The sequence below is a fragment of the Virgibacillus necropolis genome (assembly GCF_002224365.1).
Lineage (GTDB): Bacteria > Bacillota > Bacilli > Bacillales > Amphibacillaceae > Virgibacillus_F > Virgibacillus_F necropolis.
This window is the reverse complement of sequence record NZ_CP022437.1, coordinates 3,832,327-3,857,842: the sequence shown is the minus strand read 5'-3', so window position 1 is coordinate 3,857,842 and position 25,516 is coordinate 3,832,327. Positions and strand designations below refer to the sequence as shown.

The 25,516-nt window shown below is 37.2% G+C and carries 20 protein-coding genes and 1 pseudogene; 17 read left to right on the top strand and 4 right to left on the bottom strand.

The annotated features are described in order from the left end of the window. The first annotated feature begins 79 nt into the window (after positions 1-79). From CFK40_RS18250 to CFK40_RS18175, 14 genes and pseudogenes are all read left to right on the top strand, one after another. Positions 80-928 carry a sulfite exporter TauE/SafE family protein gene (locus CFK40_RS18250; protein ID WP_089533819.1) on the top strand — a complete coding sequence of 283 codons (849 nt, stop codon included), beginning with the start codon at positions 80-82 and terminating at the stop codon, positions 926-928. 694 nt (positions 929-1,622) lie between these two features. Beyond that, positions 1,623-2,615: a LacI family DNA-binding transcriptional regulator gene (locus CFK40_RS18240; protein ID WP_161493906.1), complete on the top strand. Its 993-nt coding sequence runs from the start codon at positions 1,623-1,625 to the stop codon at positions 2,613-2,615. A gap of 119 nt (positions 2,616-2,734) precedes the next feature. Next, on the top strand, positions 2,735-3,721 hold the full coding sequence (locus CFK40_RS18235) for a Bug family tripartite tricarboxylate transporter substrate binding protein (RefSeq protein ID WP_161493905.1): 987 nt from the start codon (positions 2,735-2,737) through the stop codon (positions 3,719-3,721). 551 nt (positions 3,722-4,272) lie between these two features. Next, the gene (locus CFK40_RS18230; RefSeq protein WP_161493904.1) at positions 4,273-4,656 is read left to right on the top strand and encodes a tripartite tricarboxylate transporter TctB family protein; all 384 of its coding nucleotides are present in this window, start codon (positions 4,273-4,275) and stop codon (positions 4,654-4,656) included. A 312-nt stretch (positions 4,657-4,968) separates the two neighbouring features. After that, positions 4,969-6,456, top strand: a complete 1,488-nt coding sequence (locus tag CFK40_RS18225; protein ID WP_089533814.1) for a tripartite tricarboxylate transporter permease — start codon at positions 4,969-4,971, stop codon at positions 6,454-6,456. Between the two features lie 143 nt (positions 6,457-6,599). Then, a complete protein-coding gene (locus tag CFK40_RS18220; RefSeq protein WP_089533813.1) occupies positions 6,600-7,724 on the top strand; it encodes a zinc-dependent alcohol dehydrogenase family protein in 1,125 nt (374 codons plus the stop codon). Positions 7,725-7,874: 150 nt separating this feature from the next. Further along, positions 7,875-9,779, top strand: a complete 1,905-nt coding sequence (locus tag CFK40_RS18215; protein ID WP_089533812.1) for an alkyl/aryl-sulfatase — start codon at positions 7,875-7,877, stop codon at positions 9,777-9,779. Between the two features lie 14 nt (positions 9,780-9,793). Beyond that, a pseudogene (locus CFK40_RS21415) lies at positions 9,794-9,979 on the top strand (amino acid permease); the annotation flags it as partial. A 48-nt stretch (positions 9,980-10,027) separates the two neighbouring features. Then, positions 10,028-11,419 carry an NAD-dependent succinate-semialdehyde dehydrogenase gene (locus CFK40_RS18205; RefSeq protein WP_089533811.1) on the top strand — a complete coding sequence of 464 codons (1,392 nt, stop codon included), beginning with the start codon at positions 10,028-10,030 and terminating at the stop codon, positions 11,417-11,419. 69 nt (positions 11,420-11,488) lie between these two features. Next, the gene (locus CFK40_RS18200) at positions 11,489-11,710 is read left to right on the top strand and encodes a hypothetical protein (RefSeq protein WP_089533810.1); all 222 of its coding nucleotides are present in this window, start codon (positions 11,489-11,491) and stop codon (positions 11,708-11,710) included. A gap of 1,141 nt (positions 11,711-12,851) precedes the next feature. After that, positions 12,852-13,733, top strand: a complete 882-nt coding sequence (locus tag CFK40_RS18190; protein ID WP_193433344.1) for a DMT family transporter — start codon at positions 12,852-12,854, stop codon at positions 13,731-13,733. 368 nt (positions 13,734-14,101) lie between these two features. Continuing rightward, on the top strand, positions 14,102-14,740 hold the full coding sequence (locus tag CFK40_RS18185; protein WP_089533807.1) for a YczE/YyaS/YitT family protein: 639 nt from the start codon (positions 14,102-14,104) through the stop codon (positions 14,738-14,740). 223 nt (positions 14,741-14,963) lie between these two features. Then, a complete protein-coding gene (locus CFK40_RS18180; RefSeq protein WP_089533806.1) occupies positions 14,964-16,424 on the top strand; it encodes a SulP family inorganic anion transporter in 1,461 nt (486 codons plus the stop codon). Between the two features lie 33 nt (positions 16,425-16,457). Further along, complete coding sequence (locus tag CFK40_RS18175) at positions 16,458-16,874, top strand: universal stress protein (RefSeq protein ID WP_089533805.1); 417 nt, start codon at positions 16,458-16,460, stop codon at positions 16,872-16,874. Positions 16,875-16,968: 94 nt separating this feature from the next. On the opposite strand, the gene CFK40_RS18170 is transcribed toward CFK40_RS18175, so the two are convergent. Next, positions 16,969-18,117, bottom strand: a complete 1,149-nt coding sequence (locus tag CFK40_RS18170; protein ID WP_089533804.1) for an NAD(P)/FAD-dependent oxidoreductase — start codon at positions 18,115-18,117, stop codon at positions 16,969-16,971. Positions 18,118-18,246: 129 nt separating this feature from the next. Here CFK40_RS18170 and CFK40_RS18165 point away from each other — a divergent pair, with 129 nt between their 5' ends. Further along, a complete protein-coding gene (locus CFK40_RS18165; RefSeq protein ID WP_089533803.1) occupies positions 18,247-18,753 on the top strand; it encodes a hypothetical protein in 507 nt (168 codons plus the stop codon). A gap of 366 nt (positions 18,754-19,119) precedes the next feature. On the opposite strand, the gene CFK40_RS18160 is transcribed toward CFK40_RS18165, so the two are convergent. After that, a complete protein-coding gene (locus CFK40_RS18160) occupies positions 19,120-20,625 on the bottom strand; it encodes an FAD-dependent oxidoreductase (RefSeq protein WP_089533802.1) in 1,506 nt (501 codons plus the stop codon). A 168-nt stretch (positions 20,626-20,793) separates the two neighbouring features. On the opposite strand from CFK40_RS18160, the gene CFK40_RS18155 reads away from it, so the two are divergent. After that, positions 20,794-21,720 (top strand): manganese-dependent inorganic pyrophosphatase, encoded by a 927-nt coding sequence (locus CFK40_RS18155; protein WP_089533801.1) that lies wholly within the window; start codon positions 20,794-20,796, stop codon positions 21,718-21,720. 251 nt (positions 21,721-21,971) lie between these two features. After that, positions 21,972-23,408, top strand: a complete 1,437-nt coding sequence (locus CFK40_RS18150) for an NADP-dependent glyceraldehyde-3-phosphate dehydrogenase (protein WP_152640166.1) — start codon at positions 21,972-21,974, stop codon at positions 23,406-23,408. A gap of 427 nt (positions 23,409-23,835) precedes the next feature. Here CFK40_RS18150 and CFK40_RS18145 read toward each other — a convergent pair whose 3' ends face one another. Both CFK40_RS18145 and CFK40_RS18140 read right to left on the bottom strand, forming a co-directional pair. Then, a complete protein-coding gene (locus tag CFK40_RS18145; RefSeq protein ID WP_089533799.1) occupies positions 23,836-25,011 on the bottom strand; it encodes an aminotransferase in 1,176 nt (391 codons plus the stop codon). Then, on the bottom strand, positions 25,008-25,502 hold the full coding sequence (locus CFK40_RS18140) for an Lrp/AsnC family transcriptional regulator (protein WP_089533798.1): 495 nt from the start codon (positions 25,500-25,502) through the stop codon (positions 25,008-25,010). The genes CFK40_RS18145 and CFK40_RS18140 overlap by 4 nt, the downstream gene beginning before the upstream one ends. Positions 25,503-25,516 lie beyond the last annotated feature (14 nt).

Here is a 25,516-nt window from a genome sequence, read left to right as displayed (position 1 = left end):
ATTTGCTATTTTCCCTTCTTTAACACATGTGCTATGGTTTTAAAGAATGCACATAACATGGTTGGAGGAGGTGTACAAAATGGAAATCACAATGGGGATTTTACTTCTCTTTATTGGATTTTTTTCAGGCGCTTACGGGATCATAGTGGGAGCTGGAGGGGGATTTATTTTTGTTCCTGCATTATTGATATTATTTAATCTATCCCCGCAAGTTGCTGCAGGTACTGGTCTAACTGTTGTGCTATTAAATGCATTATCCGGGGTAGTTGGTTATGTAAGGCAAAAACGGATTGATTATCATTTGGGATTCACCCTTTCAATAGGAGCAGTTCCTGGAACTTTTCTCGGAGTGTTGCTTGCAAAGATTATCCCTTCTCAATCATTTTATTGGATTTTTGCTACATTGTTGGTTGCTTTAGGAGTTTTTTTACTGCTGAAAAAAGAACCAAAATCAAAAGCAGAAACAGCGGTATCCATGGATGATATTGCAACAAGGGGAAAAGATTCCGTTTCATTGAATGGGGATCAGGCAAAAGATACAAAAAATCCCTCCCATGAAGAAAAAAAAGAGATAAAAACAAAAATACTAATATTATTTACAGGTGTTTTATTAGGAACAGTATCTAGTTTCTTCGGTATTGGTGGAGGATGGTTAATGGTACCAATACTTGTTTATCTTTTTCGTGTGATACCAAGATATGCAACTGCGACATCAATTTTTGCACTTTGTCTTTATTCCTTAGTTGGCGTGGTCATATACCTATTTCAAGGCAACATATATTGGACCGCGGTCTTGTGGGGTGGACTAGGGGTTATAACAGGTGCCCAGATAGGTGTTTATCTATCAAATAGAATATCAGGAAAGATGATTATTCAGATGCTTTCCATTCTTCTTATAGGTGTTGGTATAAAACTATTTTTCAATTAAACCTAACGAACATCCGGTAGATTGTCAAAAAATCGATCCAAAAAAGGTTGGATTTGATCATCGGTAAGGATGTGTTCTTTTGACAGTACCTCGCCCAAACATTCTAGAATCATCAAGATCGCCTCGGAAAATTGAAGATCTTCCACCTCATCGCAACACATGTAAAACAGGTGACCAATTGTCCGAGGGTCTTCTTTCTAAGGTTACAGAAAATGATTATAGGTATGAGATAACAGTCTCAGGGAAGGTCGTATTGCAGATGCTATCTGTAATATTGGTTATTATTGGAATGATAATGTATTTCAACAATAGATTATACTTGGAAAACCAATTGCCTGATGGCATGTGGAAATTTTACCGGATTAGGCAGTCGAACAATTCTGTATTTATTAGAAATTTAGGAAGTAAAAAATTGTATAAATTCTTCAAAATTCTTTACAAATTTAAATATAGATGTTAGAGTATATTTAATCAAATCATTATTCTGTCAAATGAATACGTATTCATAGTATCGATTCCAAAAGGTATAAATTCTTTACGAAAAAGCTGCATTGTATACCGTATTCAAATTAAGATTAATATACTTGGAACAAAAGGTACTAATCTAACTTTTATAATGTAAAAATCATCACTCCATTAAATGTATACGTATACAAATTCACTCTACAAACTTATAGAAAGGAGAAGTGTTGATTTGGTTTCTTCTAAAGATGTTGCTAAATTATCTGGCTTTTCACAAGCTACTGTATCAAGAGTGATGAACAGTCCTGATAAAGTAAATAGTAAAACTAAAAAAAAGATATTAAAAACTATGGAACAACTGAACTATCAACCTAATTTGATTGCTAGAAGTTTAATAACTAATAGAACGAAAACAATTGCGTTAATATCAGGGGAGTTGCACAATGCCTTTTTTGTCGAAACTACAGACTCGATTGTCAATCTAGCAAGTAAATACGGATATAAAACTATGGTGTATTTTGACAATGGGAATAATGCTAAAGAAATTTATAATTCTGTAGTGGGTGCTAAAGTCGATGGAATATTAATGTCTTCTATTATGTTAGATGATCCGCTTTTAGAGGAAATTGAAAATTCTGGGATACCATATATGTTTTTTAACCGTCGTCCAAGGAGGGGGGGGAATTATGTTGTATCTAATAATAAATTAGCGGGTGAGCTAATAACAAAGCATTTAATAGGGTTGAATCATAACAGAATTGCTTATATTTCCGGTGAATTAAATATTTCAACTTTTCTTGAACGAAAGCAAGGATTTGAACAAGCTTTGAAAAAAGGTAATATTGAAATTGATTCTTCACTTCAATGTATTACAGACGCGTCAACAAGTGAAGTTGAAAAGAAAACTTTGAAGCTAATAAATTATTCTAATCCACCAAGCGCTATAGTTTACGCGACTGATGCGATGGCTCTTGTTGGTATGAATGCAATTTTGTCAATGGGACTTAATATTCCCGATGATATAAGCATAGCGGGTATTGATAATAATAGTATATCCTCACATTATGCGATTCAGCTAACAAGTGTAGGCAATCCTGGATTTAAGATGGAGGAGTTAGCAATGGAAATTTTAATTGAAGTGATGACTAATAAGAATATAACTAGAAGACAAATTATTCCAAACCCTGAAGTAATAATTCGTCGCACCACTTCGGTGAAGAATTAGATTCAACCATAAAAGTCGAAGATTCCAGACGTAAAATGTATAACCTTACTTAACTTGTAATCTTAAAATAAACAGTTATGAAGGCGCTTTAAATATAATGTATAAGGGAGAGTGTAACTGTGTATAAGAAAATAACGATTATTGTATTATTGACATTAGTATTAGGGGCATGCTCTAATTTTTCAAGTGGTTCAGAAAAAGGTAAAGCTAGCGACTATCCAACTAAACCAATAGAGGTTATTGTGCCATTTGCTGCTGGTGGAAGTACAGATGTAGCGGCACGAACAATAGCCTCTGTAGCACAAAAATATTTGCCAAACGGACAGACATTAGTGATTTCCAACAAACCGGGCGGTGGCGGAGCGGTTGGACTTACAGAACTTCTAAGTGCTAAACCCGATGGTTATACAATTGCACTGGCTAGTGCAGGATCTATTTCATATCAACCTTTATATGGAAACACTTCTTATTCAAAAGATAGTTTTCAATCTATAACAATGGTTAATACAGTACCGCAATTATTTGTTGTAAATGCAGATTCACCATGGGAAACTTTTGATGAATGGCTCAAATATGCTAAAGAGAATCCTAATGAATTTAAGTATGGAACTGCTGGTACTGGAATTCCATCCCATGTTGCAATGGAAGCACTAAACATAGCGGCAGGTATTAAAACTACTAATGTACCATATGAAGGAGCTGCACCAACAGTTACTGCACTATTAGGAGGTCATATTGATGGAGCTATCATTCAACCAACGGATGTAAAATCTCATGTGAAGTCGGGAGAACTACGGGTTTTAGCTAATGTTGGGGAAACCAAGATGAAAGGTTTTGAGGACGTACCTTTTTTAACGGATAAGGGAATAGATGTTGCTGTTGATGTATTTGCTGGTTTTATAGGCCCGAAAGATTTACCTGAAGATATTGTTGATATATTGGATGAGGCCTTTAAAAAGACAATTGAGGATCCAGAGTTAACTGAGAAGTTTGAAAAACTAGGTATTATACCTAAATATGGTAACCCTAATGACTTTCAAAAAGTCATTACAGATACCTTTGAGTCAAGTAAAACAGTGGTGGAAAAGGCAGGATTACTTGATTAGCAATTTATTTAATGCAATTACATTTCAGTAGATTCCGTACAAACCTGTGTCCACAAAATAGTGATTTTAACTAATATAAAAGATTGCATAAATTGTCTTCGAAAGTTGGAAGCCGTTTGGTTTGATACCCTGTAATTCCTGCCTATTCGCTGTACCAACTATTGCAGTTTTTTGTGGACTTAAATTCTACAGTAATTAGGTTTAACAATCTTTAGCATAGACACACGCAACTAGTTTATAGAAAAAAGTAGACATTGACTGTTTGTCACACATTACACAAGAATTGTTTATACAGGTATTAGGAGCTCAAGTGAAACACTTAATTGTGCAATCAGCACACCATAAAATACGTGCAGCATAGGGTTGCATCACTGTCTTCACCGTGCCATTGTAGTGTATCTGCTTATCCATTTATCTAGCAATCTTTATGGGGGAGAGAGTATTTCTTTACATTTTAAGCCTTGAGCGCAGTGGAAGGATTGATGTTTAATATGATTAATTCGATAAAATCTAATTTATCTAGCTTATTTATGATAATATTTGGGATTGTTATGATAATTATTATACCTTATGAGGTAAGAAGTTCAGGGGAAGAAGCCTTAGGCCCTAGATTCTTTCCATACATGCTCTCTATAATAATCATATTACTTAGTATAATTTCGATATTTGAAAAAGAAATAAATGAAAACAAGAAAAAAGATAAAAAGTTAAAGAAAATAGATTACTTTCGTTTGTTATATGTATTAATTGGTATGGTTGCTTGGGTTTTTTTGGCTCCACTTATAGGCTTTATATTAAGTACAGTTGTATTTACAGCTAGTGTAATGTATATCGTAGGTAATCGAAAACTATTTCAACTTATATTTATTCCGTTGATTCTTACGGCAGTTTTATATTATGTCTTTACAGGTCTATTAAATGTTTTCTTACCATAAGGCTTATTATTTTAAAATGGTAATGTAAAAATGTCATAAGAACAATTGGAAAATAGGGTTTAAAAAATTAGGAACTAAAATAGCAAAAAAACCCAACTGCTTTAGCAGGTGCAGTTCTTTAAGCAACTTTAAGTAGAAAAGTGGTGCTATCCAGATTGGTAAGACAATTTCGTTTATAACTGGTATAACTTGCCTTCTGCAAAGGATGAATGAACACAAAGGACCCTAGTCGGGTCGCGATGTTACAACTGATTAAATTCGTCTACTATACTAATAATATTCAGTTAGGGAAAAAATGTGAGGAGGCTATTTATGTTAGATTGGATATTGTATGGAATTGGTAATGTCTTTGAATGGCATATTATATTAGCAATGATATTCGGGGTTGCAGCGGGAATTGTAATAGGAGCACTTCCTGGCTTAAGTGCTACAATGGGAGTGGCACTTATGTTACCTTTGACATTTGGAATGCCCCCTACTGCAGGGATGTTACTTTTGATAGGTATTTATTGTGGGGGTATTTATGCAGGGTCTGTCTCGGCAATCTTACTCAAAACCCCAGGAACGGCTGCTTCAGCAGCTACTGTAGAAGATGGATTTGCTCTGGCGCAACAAGGGAAAGCTCACACTGCACTCAATTTGTCAATTTATGCATCTGTTGCAGGTGGCCTGATTAGTGGATTTGCGCTTTTATTTTTTGCTCCTCAAATTGCAAAAGTTGCTTTAGGATTTGGACCGCCTGAGTACTTTATGCTAGCATTATTCGGATTGACGATTATATCCAGTGTTAGTGGTAATTCTATAAGTAAAGGGTTAATAATGGGCTGCTTAGGGGTGCTCGTATCTACAGTTGGGCTTGACCCTATAACTGGGGGAGAACGTTTTATTTTCAATACTACATTTTTATTATCTGGAATAGATTTAGTGCCGGCATTAATTGGATTATTTGCTATTTCTGAGGTATTTAATCAAATAGCTAAAGGCTCTAAGTCAATAGCCTCCGGGGCTACTTTAAAGAAAGAGAAGTTTTCAATCAAAGACTTTTTATCGTTAAAAAAGGTGATAGCAAAATCAAGTATTATAGGTGTAATAGTTGGAGCTATTCCTGGGACGGGGGGAACTATATCGGCATTTATTAGTTATAACGAGGCAAAGCGTAGTTCAAAAAAACCTGAAGAATTTGGAAAGGGGAGTTATGAAGGAATTGTAGCTTCGGAATCAAGTAATAATGGCACTACAGGTGCTACGTTAATTCCAATGATGACACTAGGAATCCCAGGAGATGTAGTTACTGCCGTTCTTTTAGGAGGATTAATGATCCAAGGTCTAACTCCCGGACCACAATTATTTACCGAAAATGCGGATATTGTTTATACAATTATGGTAGGCTTCATCTTGGTAAATATTATTATGTTAATTCTTGCCAAAATGGCTATTCCATGGTTTGCGAAAATTACATCTATTCCTTCAAATGTATTAATGCCAATTGTATTGGTACTTTGTTTAATAGGTTCCTATGCTGTTAATAATTCATTATCTTCTGTGGGCATAGCTATATTCTTTGGAGTGATAGGATACTTCCTACCTAAATATGGTTATTCAGTAACGCCAATGCTGATAGCTATTATTTTGGGGCCTTTAGCTGAAAAATCTTTAAGACAATCACTTATTTTATCTGACGGTAGTTTTATGATCTTTTTTCAACGCCCAATATCAATTTTGTTTTTAGTATTCTGTCTCTTATCGGTATTTGTACCTTTACTTGCTAAGTATAAAGAAAGACGTAAGCAAAATATTTAATAATGTATACGTATTCATTGAATTAGTATTTGAAGGGGGGATTTCATGGTTCATACTGTTAACGTATCATTTACGTTAAAAATTAATTCCTTCTATTTAAGTTACTGAAATAACTTGCAAGAAAAATTAAATGAGGTGAAAACATGAAAAGTCGTGTAGCTGTTTTACATGAAATGGGTTTGTCTGCGCCATATGCAGAAAGTAAACCATTAAAAATTGAAACATTGGAGCTGGACAATCCGAAACAAAATGAAGTACTTGTGCAGATAAAAGCGGCTGGTCTATGTCATTCAGACCTTTCTGTAATCAATGGTAGCCGACCGAGACCAATGCCCATGGCTTTGGGGCATGAGGCAGCAGGTATAATTGTTCAAGTAGGAGAAAATGTAACACAATTTCAGGAAGGTGACCATGTAGTTTGTACGTTTATACCAAGCTGTGGGCACTGTCTTTCTTGTAGGGAAGGACGCCCGGCACTTTGTGAGCCTGGAGATCAAGTAAACAAAGAAGGTGAACTATTTGGTGGTGGCAGCAGGCTTCATTCAGAAGAAGGCCGTGTGAACCATCATTTAGGAGTATCAGGGTTTGCTGAATATGCAGTCGTTTCCACCAATTCAATTGTTAAAGTAGATTCAGGAATCCCTTTTGAAACAATTGCATTATTTGGATGTGCAGTCATTACTGGTGTTGGTGCAGTAATTAATACCGCACAAGTGCAACCAGGTAGTAGTGTTGCGGTAGTTGGGCTTGGAGGCATTGGTTTGAATGCAGTTATGGGTGCAAAATTAGCTGGTGCAAGGGAGATTATTGCAATCGATATAAATCAGGGTAAATTTGATATTGCCAAGAAATTTGGAGCAACTTCCGTATATGATTCCAGCGAATTAGATGTAGTGGATCAAATTAAAACAGCAACTGGTGGAGGGCTCGATTACGTCTTTGAAACTGCCGGAGTGGTCCCGGCAATGGAGGTTGCTTATCAAATTACAAAGAGAGGTGGTACTACTGTCACTACAGGACTACCACATCCTGAGCATAAATTCTCCTTCCCGCAAGTAACCCTTGCAGCAGAGGAGCGTACAATCAAGGGATCCTATGTAGGAAGTTGTATACCATCACGAGATATCCCGCATTTTATCGAACTTTTTAAGCAAGGAAGACTACCGGTCGATTTGCTTTTATCCGATACTCTCGCTCTGGATGAAATTAATGAAGGGTTTGATAGGCTAGCAAAAGGAGATGTTTCACGGCTTGTAGTGAAGTTATGATAGGTTGGATGGCTATTACATGAAAACATTTAACCAAGCCAAGTTTGGAAGATATATTTTCTGAATTAACCATTAAAAGATGAATTAATTTTAAGAAATAAAGAAAACTCTACTTTAATAGAGGATTAAAATACAGAGGAGGATATTTAAATGAAAAACACTAAATTACCACAATCGTTACCTGCTACAGACTTTACAAAGAAGGCCAATGAGGAATTTTATGAATATTTAAATTTTGACGATAGACAGGATTATGAAGATGCATATAAGAATCATATTTCTCCGTTACATTTTAAAAAGCTTAAAAATGATAGTGGGAAAGTTGTCTGGGACACAGAAAAAGTTGAATTTTTAAAGGAGTCTTCGTCTGAAACAGTCAATCCTAGTTTATGGAGAAATTCACAATTACAATCCATTTCAGGTTTGTTTAAGGTAGTAGATGGCGTATATCAAGTTCGAGGAGTATCATTATCTACTACTGTCCTTATAGAAACTGAAAATGGGGTTATCGTTTGTGATACTTTAAAGAGTGTCGAATCAGCAAAAGCAGCAATGGATCTATATTATAAGCACCGTCCCAAAAAACCAGTTACAGCCATCATTCTTAGTCAAAGTCATTCAGATCATTTTGGTGGTATTCAAGGGATTCTGGAATATGCAGAACATAAAGATATCCCAATTATTGCACCACAATATTTAGCAGAAGAAGCGATAAGTGAATATGTGATGTTAGGCTCGGTAATGAAGCGTCGTGGTCAGTATCAATTCGGTTCCTTATTACCAGCTGGTCCCAAAGGTGTTGTGTCCCAAGGTATTGGTCCTGTGGGTACTGATGGAATGAATAGTTTTGAGGTACCAAATATTGAAATAGAAAATAAAGTACAAATTTTGGAGGTAGACGGTTTAACCTTTCAATTTTTATTAACTCCAAATACAGAAGCACCAGCTGAAATGCATTTCTTTATTGAGGAATATAAAGTAATATTTGCATCAGAAAATGTAAATAAAACGATGCATCAAATTTATACTGTAAGGGGAGCAAAAACTCGAGACACTTTAAAATGGGTTGACGCAATCGATAAAACTATTGATTTATTCGGTCAATATGAGGTTGATGCTCTTTTAATGGCGCATGCTTGGCCTGTATGGGGAAAGGACCAAATTATTAAACATCTGAAATTGCAGCGTGATTTATACAAATATATGCATGATCAGACAGTTCGCTTAGCAAATCACGGCTACACAATGGATGAAATAGCTGAAACAATCCAATTGCCAGATACATTAAATCAATATTGGGGAAATCGAGGGTACTATGGTACTTTAAAGCATAATGTTAAAGGTATTTATAATTTTTATTTAGGATATTATAGTGGACATCCATCAGACCTAGATCCCCTGCCACAAATTGAAGCAGGAAAAAAGTATGTGGAATTTATGGGCGGGGCGGCAAATGTCATCCAAAAGGCTAAAGTTGATTATGAAAATGGTGAATATCGTTGGGTTGCTCAAGTGATGAAAAATGTAGTAATGGCAGATCCCGATAATATCGAAGCTAAAAATTTATTAGCAGACACTTTTGAACAACTAGGATATCAGTCTGAGTCAGCAAACTGGCGTAATATCTATCTCGTTGGTGCGTTGGAACTAAGAAGTGGAGTCAACAAAGATAGACTTCCATATGATAGTTCTATGCTTTTTAATAATATTCCAGTTGAAGAATTTTTAACCCTATTAGCGGTTAAACTAAATGGCCTCAAAGCGGATGGCCATAAAATGGTAATTCAGATTGAGGTATCAGATACAGATGAAGATTTCACATTGAATTTAGAAAACTCAGTACTGTCCTATAAGGTAGGCAAGCTAACTAACAATCCTGATATTTCGCTAACTGTCGAAAAGTCAACCCTTTATGAAATAGGAGAGGGACGTCTTTCATCAGAGCAAGCAGTTTCAGAAGAAAGACTTGTTATATCGGGCGACCAGAATAAATTTGATGAATTCTTGTCTTTATTAGATCAATTTGATCCTTTGGTAAATATAGTAACTCCCTAAGAGATAAATGTTATACATCCTTCGTTGCTGCTTGGGCTGTGTTGTTCGGTTATGTTTCAGTGATCACATTTGAAGCTGTAGCATTGCCAACTGTAATCGATTATGTTGTTCCTGTGAATCATCAAATATACTTATGGTCATTAGGGGGATGGGATGTTTATTTAACATGGGTGCTGATAGGTTCTGTTGGGGTTTTAGTTTATATATGACACAAGCAAGAACAAAATCAATTAAAGGAGTTCATACAAATGTCGAATCAGTTCAAAGTAAATAATCCTGCTACAGGTGAAGTCATTCAAGAAGTCAATGTGCATTCGGAGGAAGAAATTAATCAAGCGCTGGAGAATGGGCATAAAGCTTTTAAAAAATGGTCGAAAGTCAATGCACATGAACGATCAAGATTATTACAAAATTGGGCGCAAAAAATACAGGAAAATAAAGCATATATCGCGGAAACAATGACACTTGAAAACGGAAAGCCACTCCATGAATCTTTGGGGGAAGTTGATTATGCAACTAGCTATATTGATTGGTATGCGGAAGAGGCAAAAAGAATTTATGGCCGCACGATTCCAGCAAATACGGAAACAAAGCGTATTATTGTCAGCCACCAGCCAATTGGACTCGTTGCGGCAATTACACCATGGAACTTTCCTGCGGCGATGATGACGAGAAAGGCGGCACCTGCTTTAGCGGCGGGGTGTACGTTTATTGTTAAACCCGCAGTAGAAACCCCTTTAACGACAATTCGTCTAATCGAACTTGCGCATGAAGCCGGTATTCCACCCGATGCAGTTCAATGTGTAAATGGAAGAGGTAGTGTTGTTGGTGATTTATTCACAAGTAGCGAATATGTACGCAAAATTACCTTTACAGGTTCAACACCTGTTGGGAAGACGTTGATTAAAAATAGTGCGGACACCATTAAACATGTCACAATGGAATTAGGTGGACATGCTCCTCTTATTGTAGCTGAAGATGCTGACCTTGATTTTGCTGTAAAACAGACGGTCGGTACGAAATTCAGGAATGCTGGCCAAACATGTGTATGTGCCAACCGTATTATCGTGCATGAAAATATCGTAGACGCCTTTTCTGAAAAGCTAGCTGTGGAAGTTGAAAAACTTAAAATTGGCAACGGGTTGGAAGAAGGAACAGATGTAGGGCCGATCATTAATGGAAAAGGCTATGAAAAAATTGTGGATCAAATAAACGATGCCATTGAAAAAGGTGCTGAGGTACTAGTCGGCAATAAGTATGATACAGACAATGAAAAAGGTTATTACTTTGTGCATCCAACGGTGTTAAAAAATGTAAATGCCAGCATGGATATCATGCATGAGGAAACTTTTGGTCCAGTAGCACCGATTACCAGCTTTAAAGAAATTAAAGAAGCAGTGGAAATTGCAAATAGCACACCATACGGGCTTGCAGCTTATTTCTTTACCAATGATTATAGAACCGGAACTTACTTACATGATCATCTCGACTTTGGGATTGTTGGGTGGAATGACGGCGGACCATCTGCTGCACATGCACCTTTTGGAGGCATGAAGGAAAGTGGACTCGGACGTGAGGGTGGTTTGGAAGGTATTAAGCCATACTTAGAGACGAAATATTTGTCGGTGGGAAATTTGTAAAAAGACAAGAGATTTATGGAAATAAATTAATTATATAGTTGTAATAAGGAAAGGCCTCTAAAAGGGATTATGACAAGAAAAAATAATTCGACTAATGACGAAGAAGGTATTAGTGAATTAAGTAAGAGGCTAAATGAAAATTGTACTTCATATCCTGTTGCAGTCTTAAAAAATTCAATAAATGTTTACTATCCGAATATAAACAGTGCGATTTATCTACCGGGAGAGAACCCTGCAGTTGAAAGACTTATAGATATATTTGAAGAAACGGGGTTACTTCTTCTTGGTTAAATATGGCGGATAATCTTGATGGAAAAATAGAGATTGTTAAAAAATGTGTCCTCCCGAGATTCAAGAGTACAACCATTCAGATATTGAACTTGCAATACTTTACATTGAAAGTGAACTGGATGATGGGCAAGCCCAAGAAAAAATATACTCTAAAAATACTGGAAAAGAATTGGGGAAAAGGGACTTTGGAATTTTAGTCAATAAAGTGATACTCGAAATTTAAAGGTAAGAAAAGAATAGGATTATAATGATGCTAAGGACAACGGTGTAGCATTCCGATTCACTTTTATTAATAGAGTGACTAAGTTAAAAGAGACCATTGCCTTAACTGGATTCAATGACTTACTACAAATGATGATGAATCCAGTAGAAGTAAAATAGACAAAGGGAAAAAAATATTATTTAAAAATACTGATTCAATAGGGAATAATTGGTTACCGGCTTATAAAGTTTATGGAGAAGGAATTTTCTTCACGTTAAGTATAGAGAAACTTAGAACTTGGGAGCAAAGGTATGATGTAATGATTTATTTTAATAGACTAATTACAAGGGATAGAAAAAATAAGATAAAATTTAATGAAGCGATTCTTAAACCTAGGAATGTTTTAATTCATACCTTGTCCCATATTATAATTGTTGAACTCCTTACTTGTTGTTATAATTCTACTTCAATACGTAAGCGCCTTTTATATAAATGATAAGGAGTGTGGAATCCTAATTTATACTTCATCAGGAGATATCGATGGAACATTTGGTGGCCTTGTTATTCTAGAAAACTTTTCTCTAAGGTGTATTTCTAATTAACACGGATTTTTACACTTATTTTACACATAATGTTTAGCCAATATTGATATATCAACCTTTAAAAGCTATATTTGACCCCGGCCACTGGTATTAAAAAATATTAATGAACCAAGAATTTTTAAAAGACTTTCCAAAAATGGTGAGTCTTTTTTGTTTTTCGAAAGAGAATAGATCAATCATGTACATTAAAAGTGTCATTGCACAAAACTGAAAAAGGAAGTTATTATAAAGGATAGATTGTTTAATTTTAAAATGGTAAGTAAAAGGGTTTTTTGATAACTCTAAAATGGCTAGTTAAAAATAACGCATAACGCTGAACAGAAGGAGTTCTAGGATCTTGAATAAAATATTGTTTGCTCTTTTAGTAGTGACTACAACAGGTTTAATGGGTTCTTCATTTGCAGTTGGTAAAATAGGATTGAACTATATTTCACCTTTGTTACTAGTCGGAATACGTTTTACGCTAGCGGGTTTACTGATGGCCTTAATTGTTTTATTATTAAAACGAAATCATCCTAGGGGACTAACTGAATGGCTCAAAATCGGGGTTGTTGGCATTTTTCAAACCACTTTGGTTATGGGCCCTATATTTCTAAGTTTACGTACGATTACTGCGGGGGAGTCGTCTATTTTGACATTTACCAATCCTTTGATTGTAGTTATTTTTGGAACTTTTTTTATGGGGATGAAATATCGTTGGATTCAGTGGTTAGGTGTTCTAGCCGGCTTTCTAGGTGTTTTTATCACATTAGGTGCTAGCTTGGATATTCAGGAATCGGGGACTCTTTTGGGTCTATTGAGTGCAGTCTCTTGGGCTATTGCTACATTGGTTTTAAAAAAATGGGGTTCTTCTTTTGACACTTGGGTTTTAACTGCTTACCAAATGCTTTTTGGAGGAATCTTATTATTGTTAGGTAGTGTATTATTAGAACAAGCTCACATAGTGTTTACTCCAGTATCAATTTTTATAATAGTATGGCTAGCAGTTATGGCTTCCATTGTTCAATTCGCCATTTGGTTTTTCCTCCTGAAGAAAGAAGATCCAGGGAAGGTAAGTGCCTTTTTGTTTCTCGCTCCTTTGTTTGGGGTTGTCTTTGGTTGGTTTTTGCTGAATGAACAACTACATATCTCAACATTGGTAGGAGGAGTTCTAATATTAGCAGGCATATTTTTGGTGAATTACTCCCCAAAAAGAAATAAGAATGATAGCATCTCCTAATAACTTAGGAGATAATCATATTTTACATCTCTTTAGTCATTAAAAATTTAAAAAATACTTCTGCGGGACTTATTGTTGTGTGGTACTATTTACTCACTTGTTTATATATCAAATGATGTTGGCCTAACAGTTTCTTATATATGTACATTGAAACCGATTACCAGAACGAAACCACACGTCGTGAATATATTGATAAAGAAGATCTGCTATACAGAATACAAACACTTGAAAAAAAGGTTCATGACTTAGAGCGTGAGATTAGAGACAAGAATCATAGAAATTAGCAACCACTATTAGCATTTCCTACTTGTATCTTCCTCTAACATCCAGCAATATAAATGTATTGTAACTAGAAAGAAGGATGCTTTATGCAATATTTTTTACGTTGGGCGTTTTTTTTTGTTGGAGTAATCTTTTTTAGTTTTGGTATTTCTGTAACAATTAATGTACAGCATTTAGGTATTCATCCATGGGATGTGCTCAATGTTGGCCTATTTGAAAAATATGGATTTACCATTGGGACGTGGAATATTGTTTGCGGAATGATTCTTGTACTTATCTCTTATATTCTTGATAAGCGGTACATTAAACTTGGTACATTCTTAAATGCACTACTTGTTGGTGGATTTGTCGATTTATTTTTATGGTTAAATATTTTACCAATTGCCACAAATACGTGGGTAGACATCGTTCTACTTCTAACAGGCATAGTATTTATGGGATTTGGTGGGGGAATGTATAATGCAGCCGGAGTAGGTTCAGGGCCACGAGATGGATTTATGTTATCCATCTCTGATAAAACTGGTTCGCCTATACGGAAAGTACGGATTATTACGGAAACTAGTGTACTAGTATTTGGTTTACTTTTAGGTGGGCCCGTGTTTATCTTTACGTTTCTTTTTACATTTATACAAAGCCCATTATTCCAATACTTCTATATAAAAATTAGAGCACTTATTAATTTCATAGAAAAGCAGGGACTAAAAAATCAAAATCGATCGGCATGATTAATAAAAACCGTGAATCCAAGAAGGCTTTGCTAGTAGCTTCCTTGGATTTTTATATGAAACAGTATATGTAAGAATAATCGAGTATAAGAGATTATATGGAAAATAATTACGCTTACATACAGTTTTAATTCTATGTCTATATGTGGTATGATACATAGGTTGTTTACGGATAAAGCTTAAAAGAAAGCTTGAAAAAATAATAATTGAAAGGGGTATAGATTTGAATATAGAACAATTAAAGAATGATTGGTTTGGAAACGTCAAGGGAGATGTCCTATCTGGTATGGTAGTAGCTATGGCGTTGATTCCAGAGGCGATTGCTTTCTCTATTATTGCTGGCGTTGACCCAATGGTAGGCCTGTATGCTTCGTTTTGTATCGCAATTGTGATTTCCATTGTTGGCGGCCGTCCCGCTATGATATCAGCAGCTACAGGAGCCATGGCGCTGTTAATGGTAACACTAATTGCAGAACACGGATTACAGTATTTATTGGCAGCAACTATTTTAACAGGCATAATTCAGATATTATTTGGTATATTTAAATTAGCTAGAGTAATGAAATTCGTACCACGTTCGGTGATGGTCGGTTTTGTTAATGCATTAGCTATTTTGATTTTCATGGCACAGCTGCAACACTTTGTGGGTGAAACATGGGTTATGTATGCGTTAGTGGCTCTTACTCTAGCAATTATTTACCTGTTTCCCAGAATGACGAAAGCAGTACCATCAACGCTAGTTGCAATTATAATTATTACAGTAATTACCGTATTTGGTGGGCTAGATATTAGAACGGTGGGAGATTTAGGTAATTTATCGTCACAATTACCAGTATTTTTACTTCCATCTATCCCGTTAACTTTTGAAACATTTATGATTATTTTTCCATATTCATTAGCACTTGCGATTGTCGGATTACTAGAGACACTTTTGACCGCTAGTATTGTAGATGATATGACAGATACAGAGAGTAATAAAGATAAAGAAAGTCGCGGTCAAGGTATTGCAAATGTTGTGGCTGGTTGTTTTGGCGGAATGGCGGGTTGTGCAATGATTGGTCAATCAGTAATCAACTGTAAATCCGGTGGAAGAGGTAGATTGTCCACATTTGTTGCTGGTGCATTCCTGATGTTTTTAATTATTGTGCTAGGAAGTGTTGTTGTGCAAATTCCAATGGCAGCATTAGTTGGTGTTATGTTCATGGTATCAATTGGTACGTTTGATTGGTCGTCGGTTAAGAATCTGCATAAATTACCTCGAACAGATGCAGCAGTTATGGTAACAACAGTTGTAATCGTTTTGCTAACGCACGATCTATCAAAAGGTGTTCTAGCGGGTGTTCTGCTGAGTGCGATTTTCTTTGCAGCAAAGATTTCTAAAGTAAAGGTAACAGACGAATTAGTATCTAGCAATGAAAAACGAATCTATTATGTAAATGGACAATTGTTTTTTGCATCTGTAAGTGATTTTCCAAAAAAATTCAATTTCCACGATACTGTAAAGGAAGTAGAAATTAATCTAAGTCTCGCGCATTTGTGGGATGATTCAGCTATCGGGGCATTGGATAAAATTGAAACGAAATTTGAACAACAAGAGATAAAAGTAACATATACAGGGTTAAATGAAGATAGTAAGCATCTGAAAAATCGAATTGGTGGGTTGTCAAAAGCTTCAGGACACTAATATGCGAACATCTGAATGGAGAGAGGTGTAGCTTTGTTTAAAAATATCTTGTTAGCGACGGATGGTTCGGAGCACGCGATACGATCAACAGATCATGCAATCGAACTTGCTCAAAAGTTTGAAGGTACAATTAAAGTGATTTACGTTATTGACGGGCAAGCATCAAAGTCTGATGCATTACACCATGCAGATAAATTTGAGGTAGAAAAGAGTCGTAGGGAGAAAATTCACCCTGTAGAAGAGCTGCTTCACCAATCTAGTGTAACGTACTCAGTTGAAGTACTTCACGGAGAAGCAGGACCAACAATTGTATCGTTTGCAAATGAAGGTGATTTTGACTGTGTAGTGGTTGGAAGTAGAGGACTCAACGATCTACAAACATTCATCTTAGGCAGTGTCAGTCATAAAGTAGCCAAACGTGTTAACTGCCCCGTGTTAATCATAAAATAAATGAGAAAAAGCCCGATTTGGTATCTGACCAAACCGGGCTTTATTTACAGATAAGAAAGTATAAAACTTTCTTATCTACATAAGTGCAACTAAGTCATTCGTCCAAATGCTTGGCGAATGCCAAGTTTTCTAATATTGCTTGTGCCACATCATAGTCTTTCAGGTTAACATCTAGCTGTTGCTCTAGAGCTATTTTTGCCAGCTGCTCCCCGATAAACGGTCCCATGGTAAGTCCAGAAGCGCCTAGACCATTTCCGACTAAAAGCCCGTCAAAGCCTGGAACAGAACCAAATACGGGGAGGAACCCAGGTGTGAATGGGCGGAACCCTACTCGACTTTCTAAAAACGTACTTTCTGCTAATCCTGGTGCAATCGCCAGTGTCTTCGATAAAATTTCATGTATGCCACCAGCAGTGATTCGGGAATCAAATCCCACATCATTTTCATGTGTAGCACCTAATACAATTCGATTATCCGTTAATGTTAAGATATATTGATCATTTGGTGGCATAATGACAGGCCACTTGGACGAATCAAATTGGGGGTGTTGGACATGGATGAGCTGGGCCTTTTGACTGGTGACATTCATAGTTATTCCCAGTGGATGTAAGAGTTCATGCATCCATACACCATTTGCAGCAATGACTAATCTGGCGTCAATTTTTTCTCCAGCAATCTGAACACCATTAATCATTTTTCCGTCATAAAGTATTGATGCTTCACCTGAAATAAACTTTGCACCGTGCTTTTGTGCTCCGTTAATCAGCGATCTACAAAGTTTTCTTCCATCTACTCGTGCGGCACCACTGACATGTACGGCTTTATAACCATCTTCTAAAGGGGGAAACATGGCTTTTGTTTGTTCGTGGTCAAAAAGTGTAACATTACCAATTTCAGGCGCATCCTCTCGGCGTTTTAATGCACGTTTTTTCATTGCTTCCAACTTTTCGAGCGATGTATGGATGCTTAATGCCCCAACCCGATCATAGCCTGTGTCTGTCTCGCCATCATTTGCTAAGGAATCTATTAAACCAGGATATATTTTAGCGCCACCCTTTGCTAACTGATACCATTTTTGGTTTCGCCGTTGTGATAGCCATGGGCATACAATCCCCGCTGCTGCATCTGTTGCCTTCCCTGCATCACGTCGATCAATAAGAACAACGTTAGCACCATTTTTAGCTAGGTGGTAGGCAGTTGATGCACCCAATATTCCAGCGCCAATTACTATTATTTTCTTCATAAAAAATCCCTTTTCAATTTAGTATCTTTCTTCACTATAAAAACAAATTGCGAATTTGTAAAATTTATCGCTTTTTAGAGGGATTTATTTTTGTAATGTGTCATAATAATGAAGAGGAGGCAAAGTCTAATGTATGAAAATTTTATAGCAAAAATATTATTTATTATTGGTGTCGCGCAAATTACAATAGGTATATTTGCTGGCATACTGATAGGCTCGAACTATGAAAGTTGGGCAATATTTTTCATATGGTCTATAGGTGGTTTTATTTTGGGAATGTTATTTATTGGCTTTGCTGAAAATATCCAACTACTACAACGAATTTATATGAAAATGACTGAGGAAGAAGTACTACAAGACAATGATGTGATAGTAGAAGAAGTAAAAGAATCAGAACCAGTTGAATCCGATGGATGGTATTTACCGGAAGATCGAGAAAAAATTGAACATTACTATAAAAATGAAACAATTATTGAGATCGCGCCATCACCTATAGAAGGCTATTGCATCGTAAAACTTGCGTATGCATCAAATGAGTTTGTACGGGTGGTAGATATTCATGGATTTGGTCTCAAAGAAGTGCAAGATGAAGATATAAAAAGTTCAGTAATTAGTTGGTATAATAATATGGAATAAGAAAAGCGCAAGCGCCCGTTTAGCAACGTACAAACTGCGCCCGTGCAACACGGGTGGTTCGATGTTGTCGCGCAAAGCGACGGTCTTGATCGAACATTCTTTCGCAATGAGATAAAGGAAACATGCCCCTGCAACAGGGGTATGCCGACGCCTGAGCGACAGCCCGTAGTTAGTCGGCCTTCCTTTTTCAACAACCGATGTTGACTTATCGTAGTGGAGGAGTGTGAAGTTTGCTAGTTGCTGGGCGCTGGAGCTAGACATGACCGTTGATATAAGTAAGCTTAATAGAGCTAAATTTTATACTTTCCTTACGTGTAAAGTTAAACCCGGATCTTCACCGAGAAGACCGGGATTTCCCTAATTGCCCTAATTGTTTTCAACCTTACCCAAAGGCTCAAGTGCGGGACCTTCAATGACATCGCCCGTTGCATTGAACCTTGAACCATGACATGGGCAATCCCAAGTCTTGTCACCGTCGTTCCAAGCGACACCACACCCCATATGGGTGCATGAAATATCGAGAATGTGCAGTTTACCGTGTGTATCCCGGTATGCCCCAACGTTATCCCCATCTATCTCTACGACAGCTCCTCGACCATTTGCTAAATCTTCAGGCTTTGTTGCTGAATTTGAATCATTCCTAGCATTCGTTTCTGATTCATCTTCTTTATCGGTTTCGTTTAGTTCTCTTGCCGGGGAAAATAATGCTGTATATGCATTGAATTTACCAAGAATGAGATCGGTTATTACTTCTGCCCCAATTGTTGCACTAGATAATCCCCATTTGCCAAATCCTGTTGCGGTATAAATATTATCTTTATCTGCGAATATCTTTCCGATGAACGGGATTCGATCAGGTGAGAACAAGTCATGTGAGGACCAATGATCGACCACTTCTTTTACACCAAAGAGTTTATCTGCATATTCAACAAGTTCTTCGTACCTTTCTTGACTTGATTTTCCGTCACCCGTATCATGACTTTCTCCACCAACAAGGATATAGTTTTCTCCGTGATACTTCATGCCTCGCATAGTCCGCTTTGGTAACTCAGCATTAATATACATGCCTCCAGGAAATGGTTTTTCAGCTTTCACAACCAATGCGTAAGAACTTTCAGGTTTAAGATGGCCAGAATAAAAATTATCAGGTTCATACGTTGGTGAATGAGTCGCGAATACAACATTTTCACATATTATGCTGTATCCTTGATCTGTTTGACAGGTGATACCATCTTTATCATCTACATCCATGACGGCAGTGTTTTCATAAATTTCTCCACCATTATTCTCGATGGATTTTAATAAGCCATGTAAGTATTTCACTGGATGAAATTGGGCTTGTTTATGCATTACGATTGCTGATTGTCCATCTAAATCAAGGGGGATATTCTCAACAAGTTCACCATCAATTTCTAGTACTTCATATGCCTGTGCTTCTTTCTCAAGCCTATCCTTCCAATCACTGGACTCTGTGAAAACATAAGCGTCTGTTTCCTCTAATTCACAGTCAATCTGCTCTTCTTCTTGAAACTTTTTCACAAGTGCAAGTGCTTCCATGTTTGCCTGATAATACTTTTTTGCCGTGTCTTTACCATATCGACCAATCAACTCATCGTAAATTAGGGCATGTTGGGCAGTTAATTTAGAGGTGGTAAATCCAGTCGTACCACTCAAAAGCTTTCTAGCCTCAACTAGTGCGACTTTTTTACCTTTTTTGGCAAGCATATAAGCGGTTGTAATTCCAGCAATTCCACCACCAGCTACTACAACATCTACATTCAGATTTTTGTTTAAACAAGTGTGTTGAGGTAACTTTTCTGTGTTTCTCCAAAAAGATGAAGGAGCTTTTTGTAATGCTTTTTTCGTACTCATCCTGAGATTCCTCCTAATTATAGATTTATTATAGTTATTGGTTCATTACCTTATTTTTGGCTACTTTAAACAACTGGGTGTTTTTTCTTTTGCAATTAGGTACTATAATTGATATAAATAGTAAGTATAAAAAAAGTTTACATAACTAATAGAGGAGAGTCGTCTACCATGGCTAATACATTTATTTTTGGACATAAAAACCCTGATACAGACACAATAACTGCAGCACTTGCAGCTTCCCATTTGAAAAATAAGTTAGGACAAGATACAGAGCCTGTACGTTTGGGTGAAGTAAATAAGGAAACCCAATATGCACTTGATTATTTTAAAGTTGAAAAACCAAAACTAATTGATCGTGTTCCAACTGAAGTAGAGAACGTCATTTTAGTTGACCATAATGAATTTCAACAAAGCGTAGAAAATATTAATGATGTTAAAATTATTGAAGTAATTGACCACCATCGAATTGCTAATTTCGAAACAAGAGAAGCCCTTTATTTTCGCGTGGAGCCAGTAGGGTGTACAGCTACAATTTTAAAGAAAATGTACGAAGAAAATAATGTGGAAATCACAAAAGAAATTGCTGGATTATTAGTATCTGCAATCATTTCTGACTCTTTATTGTTAAAATCACCAACTTGTACACAGGAAGATGTGGATGCAGCACATACATTGGCTGAAATTGCGGAAATCAATTTAGACGAATATGGACTTGCAATGCTACAAGCAGGAGCCGATCTAAGTGATAAATCAATTAACGATTTAATCACAATGGATGCAAAGGAATTTGAAATGAATGGAGCAAAAGTAGAAATCGCACAAGTGAATGCAGTAGATACGAGTAAAGTGATCGAGCTTCAGCCAGATTTGGAACAAGAAATGAATGCTACGATTGCCTATAAGAAATTGGATTTATTCTTGTTTGTAGTAACTGACATCCTAAACAATGATTCAGAAGTAATTGCACTAGGGAAAGCTAAGGACAATGTGGAAAAAGCTTTTGATGTAAGGCTTGAAAATAATCGTGCACTATTAAAAGGTGTTGTTTCACGTAAAAAACAAATCGTTACAAATTTGACAGATACGTTTATGTAGTAAGAAAAGGTTTCTCACGTATGACAGTGGGTTCCGTTAGCGAAAAAACAAAAATAAACAATAATAAGTGCCCATCAATGTACATTGATGGGCACTTATTATTGTACATATTAGAAGGTTATTTTTTAAAAAATTAAATTAATCTAAATTTTCCGTTGACTTGGTAGCGCTTTCTCAATTATGATGAAATACATATTTAAAAGTGACGATTCATAACAAAAAGAGAAGGGTTTGATAAGATGAAGGCAGAAATGATCGCAAATACGTATCAGTTTTTATTAAATGGAGAATGGAGAGAGAGTTTATCGGGTAAAACGATTGAGAATCAATCTCCATCCGACAACACACCAGTCGGTTCTGTACAGGCAATGACAGAAAATGAAGTAAACCTTGCTGTAACAGGGGCAAAGGCAGCTCAAAAAGATTGGGCAAACCTTTCTTTTAGTGAGCGTGCTGAACTACTTTATGCGTGGGCGGACCAGCTGCTTGAGATGAAAGAAGAAATAGCGGAAACCATTATGAAGGAAGTCGGTAAAGGGTATTCTTCTGCAGAAAAAGAAGTCGTACGAACTGCCGATTTTATTAAATATACTGCGGAAGAAGGGAAGCGAATCCATGGTGAGTTGATCAATGGCGGAAGCTTCAACGCCGGAAGCGCCAACAAGCTCGCAATGGTACAAAGAGAACCTTTGGGCGTTATTCTTGCTATATCTCCTTTTAATTATCCAGTTAACCTGTCAGCCGCAAAAATTGCACCTGCTTTAATCGCTGGGAATGCAGTTGTTTTCAAACCAGCAACGCAGGGGGCAATAAGCGGGACGTTAATGGTAAGGGCGTTGGACAAAGCTGGGCTTCCTTCAGGGCTTGTCAATCTTGTAACAGGCAAAGGTTCTGAGATCGGCGATTATTTAACGACTCACCCTTCAATTGACTTGATCAACTTTACAGGTGGATCTGAAACAGGCGAATACATTTCTAAAAAAGCTTCCATGATTCCCGTCATCCTCGAATTAGGCGGAAAAGATCCAGCAATTGTGCTGAACGACGCCGATCTTGAAAAAGCCGCTGGAGATATCGTCGGCGGTGGATTTTCCTATTCTGGCCAACGTTGTACCGCGATTAAGCGTGTCCTTGTATTAGATGAAGTAGCAGATGCGTTAGTTGATAAATTGAAAGACAAAATCAAGGCTTTGGAAGTTGGGATGCCAGAAGATAATGCCACTGTAACCCCGTTAATCAACGAGAAAGCAGCCGATTTTGTTCAACAATTGGTGGATGACGCCGTTGGAAAAGGCGCCACACCTCTTACTGACATCAGGCGCGAAGGAAACCTTGTTTACCCTGTGTTGCTTGACAACGTAACAGTAGACATGACTGTTGCATGGGAAGAGCCATTTGGTCCGGTGCTGCCGATTATTCGTGTACAAAACATTGAAGAAGCCGTAATAATTGCAAACGAGTCGGAATATGGTCTGCAGGCAAGTGTTTTTACGAAAAATGTCGAACAAGCCATTCGTATCGGTAGTGAGCTTGAGGTAGGTTCTGTTCAAATCAACGGCAAAACGGAACGGGGACCTGATCACTTCCCATTCCTCGGCGTCAAAAACTCCGGTTTAGGTGCGCAAGGCATTCGAAAAAGTATTGAGTCCGTAACCCGTGAAAAAGTAACCGTTCTAAATATGAGCTAGGGATAAAAACAAAGTTATATGGTTACTTTAACCTCCCTTTTCAGGGAATGTTTCATTTGTTGAAATCATTGCTTTGAAAAAACCGTTACAATAGCGTGGCTGAAAGCTGCGCTATTGTAACGTTTATTTACCTAATAAAATAAGTTTTGTACCTAAAAGAGGTTGTTCAAAAAGTCCGGTAAAAATGACGCATCGAATTTCTTCGTTAGCTTGCTTTTCCGTTCCTCACGTATTAATAGCATACGTTCCGGTACTCTAAGCTACGCTGCCTCGAACTTCTCGGTCCTTTTTATCCTCCTTTTTGAACACGCACTAAAAGAACTCGTTACCTCGAATTACTTCTTTGTTTTTTGCGACGAGTATTCATAGGAACAGGATGTCTGAGTTAAACATTCCGCTGTCAGAGCCCAGAGATTCCATAATTACATCAGATTCGCTTAGCTAAAAAGCGATCCATTCGTTCAATCGCCTTTTGTAAATTATCCATGGAAGCTGCATAGGAACACCTGATATGGCCTTGTCCCCCTAGCCCAAAGACGCTTCCGGGAACGACAGCTACCTTTTCTTCTTTTAACAACTCTTCCGCAAATTCCTCTGAAGACAGTCCCAACTTATGTATCGAAGGAAACGCATAGAAGGCTCCACCTGGTTTATGGCACTCAAGCCCAATCTGGTTGCATGCTTTCACAAAAAAGTTTCTCCGTTGCCGATAACTGGTCACCATTTTTGTCACATCTTCAAGCCCATTTGTGAGAGCTTCCAATGCTCCGTGCTGCGCAATAGTGGGAGCACACATCATGGTGTACTGATGGATTTTTAGCATGGCTTGGATAAATACCTCTGGGCCAGCTAAATAGCCAAGGCGCCATCCTGTCATTGCAAAGGCTTTCGAAAAGCCAGAAATAAGAATCGTTCGTTCCTTCATATCATGTATACTAGCAATACTAACATGGGCTTTATCATAACTTAACTCGGCATATATTTCATCTGATAGAACGAGGAGATCATGCTTTTTAACTACTTCCGCAATTTTACCCAATTCAGTTTCGTCCAGTGTAGCACCGGTGGGGTTATTTGGAAAACAAAGTAACACAAGCTTTGTTTTATCTGTAATTTTTGCTTCCAATTGTTGTGGTAACAGCTTGAACGCACTCTCAGCTGATGCTTCCACTGGAATTGGTATACCTCCAGCTAATTGGACAATCGGAGCGTAGGCAACAAAGCTAGGTTCATGGATAAGTACTTCATCGCCAGGGTCCACTAAAGCACGAAAGGCAAGATCAATTGCTTGGCTTGCACCAGTAGTAACAATAATCTCAGACGCTGGTTGGTAACGAAGCTTAAATTGTTTAGTTAAATACCCAGAGATAGCTTCCCGTAATTCCATCAATCCAGCATTTGCTGAGTATGCCGTATAACCATTTTCCATCGCGGCATACGCAGCCTCGCACACATTCCAACTAGTTACAAAATCTGGTTCTCCTACACCTAGCGAGATGACGTCCTCCATTTGATTAGCTAGATCAAAAAAACGACGAATACCAGATGGTTTTATGTTTTTTGCTGTTTTTGAAAGGTAGCGTTTTGTAGAAACTTGGCTCATGGTGACACCACAGCTCGCTTATCTTTTTGACCAGATTCAAATATCACACCGTCATGCTTATATTTCTTCAATAAGAAGTGAGTGGTAGTGGAAAGAACAGAATCAACTGTAGATAGCTTATTTGAAACAAAATAGGCGACTTCCTTCATTGTTTTTCCTTCTACTTGTACCGAAAGGTCGTAAGCTCCAGACATCAAATAGACAGCTTTAACTTCAGGAAAACGATAGATTCTTTCTGCAACACCATCAAATCCTATATCTCTTTTGGGAGTGACTTTTACATCAATCATCGCAGCAACCCCGCCATTAACAGGTGCTTTATCCCAATTAATAACAGCCTGATAGTTTAGTATAATCCCTTTTTCTTCTAAAGATTTAATGATTTTTTCTACTTCTTCCTTCTCTAACTCAACCATATCTGCTATTGAATCAGTAGAGAGTCTCGCACCACCCTCTAGGATTTGTGCAATTTCCAAATCTTTTTCATTCATATGACCATCCTCCA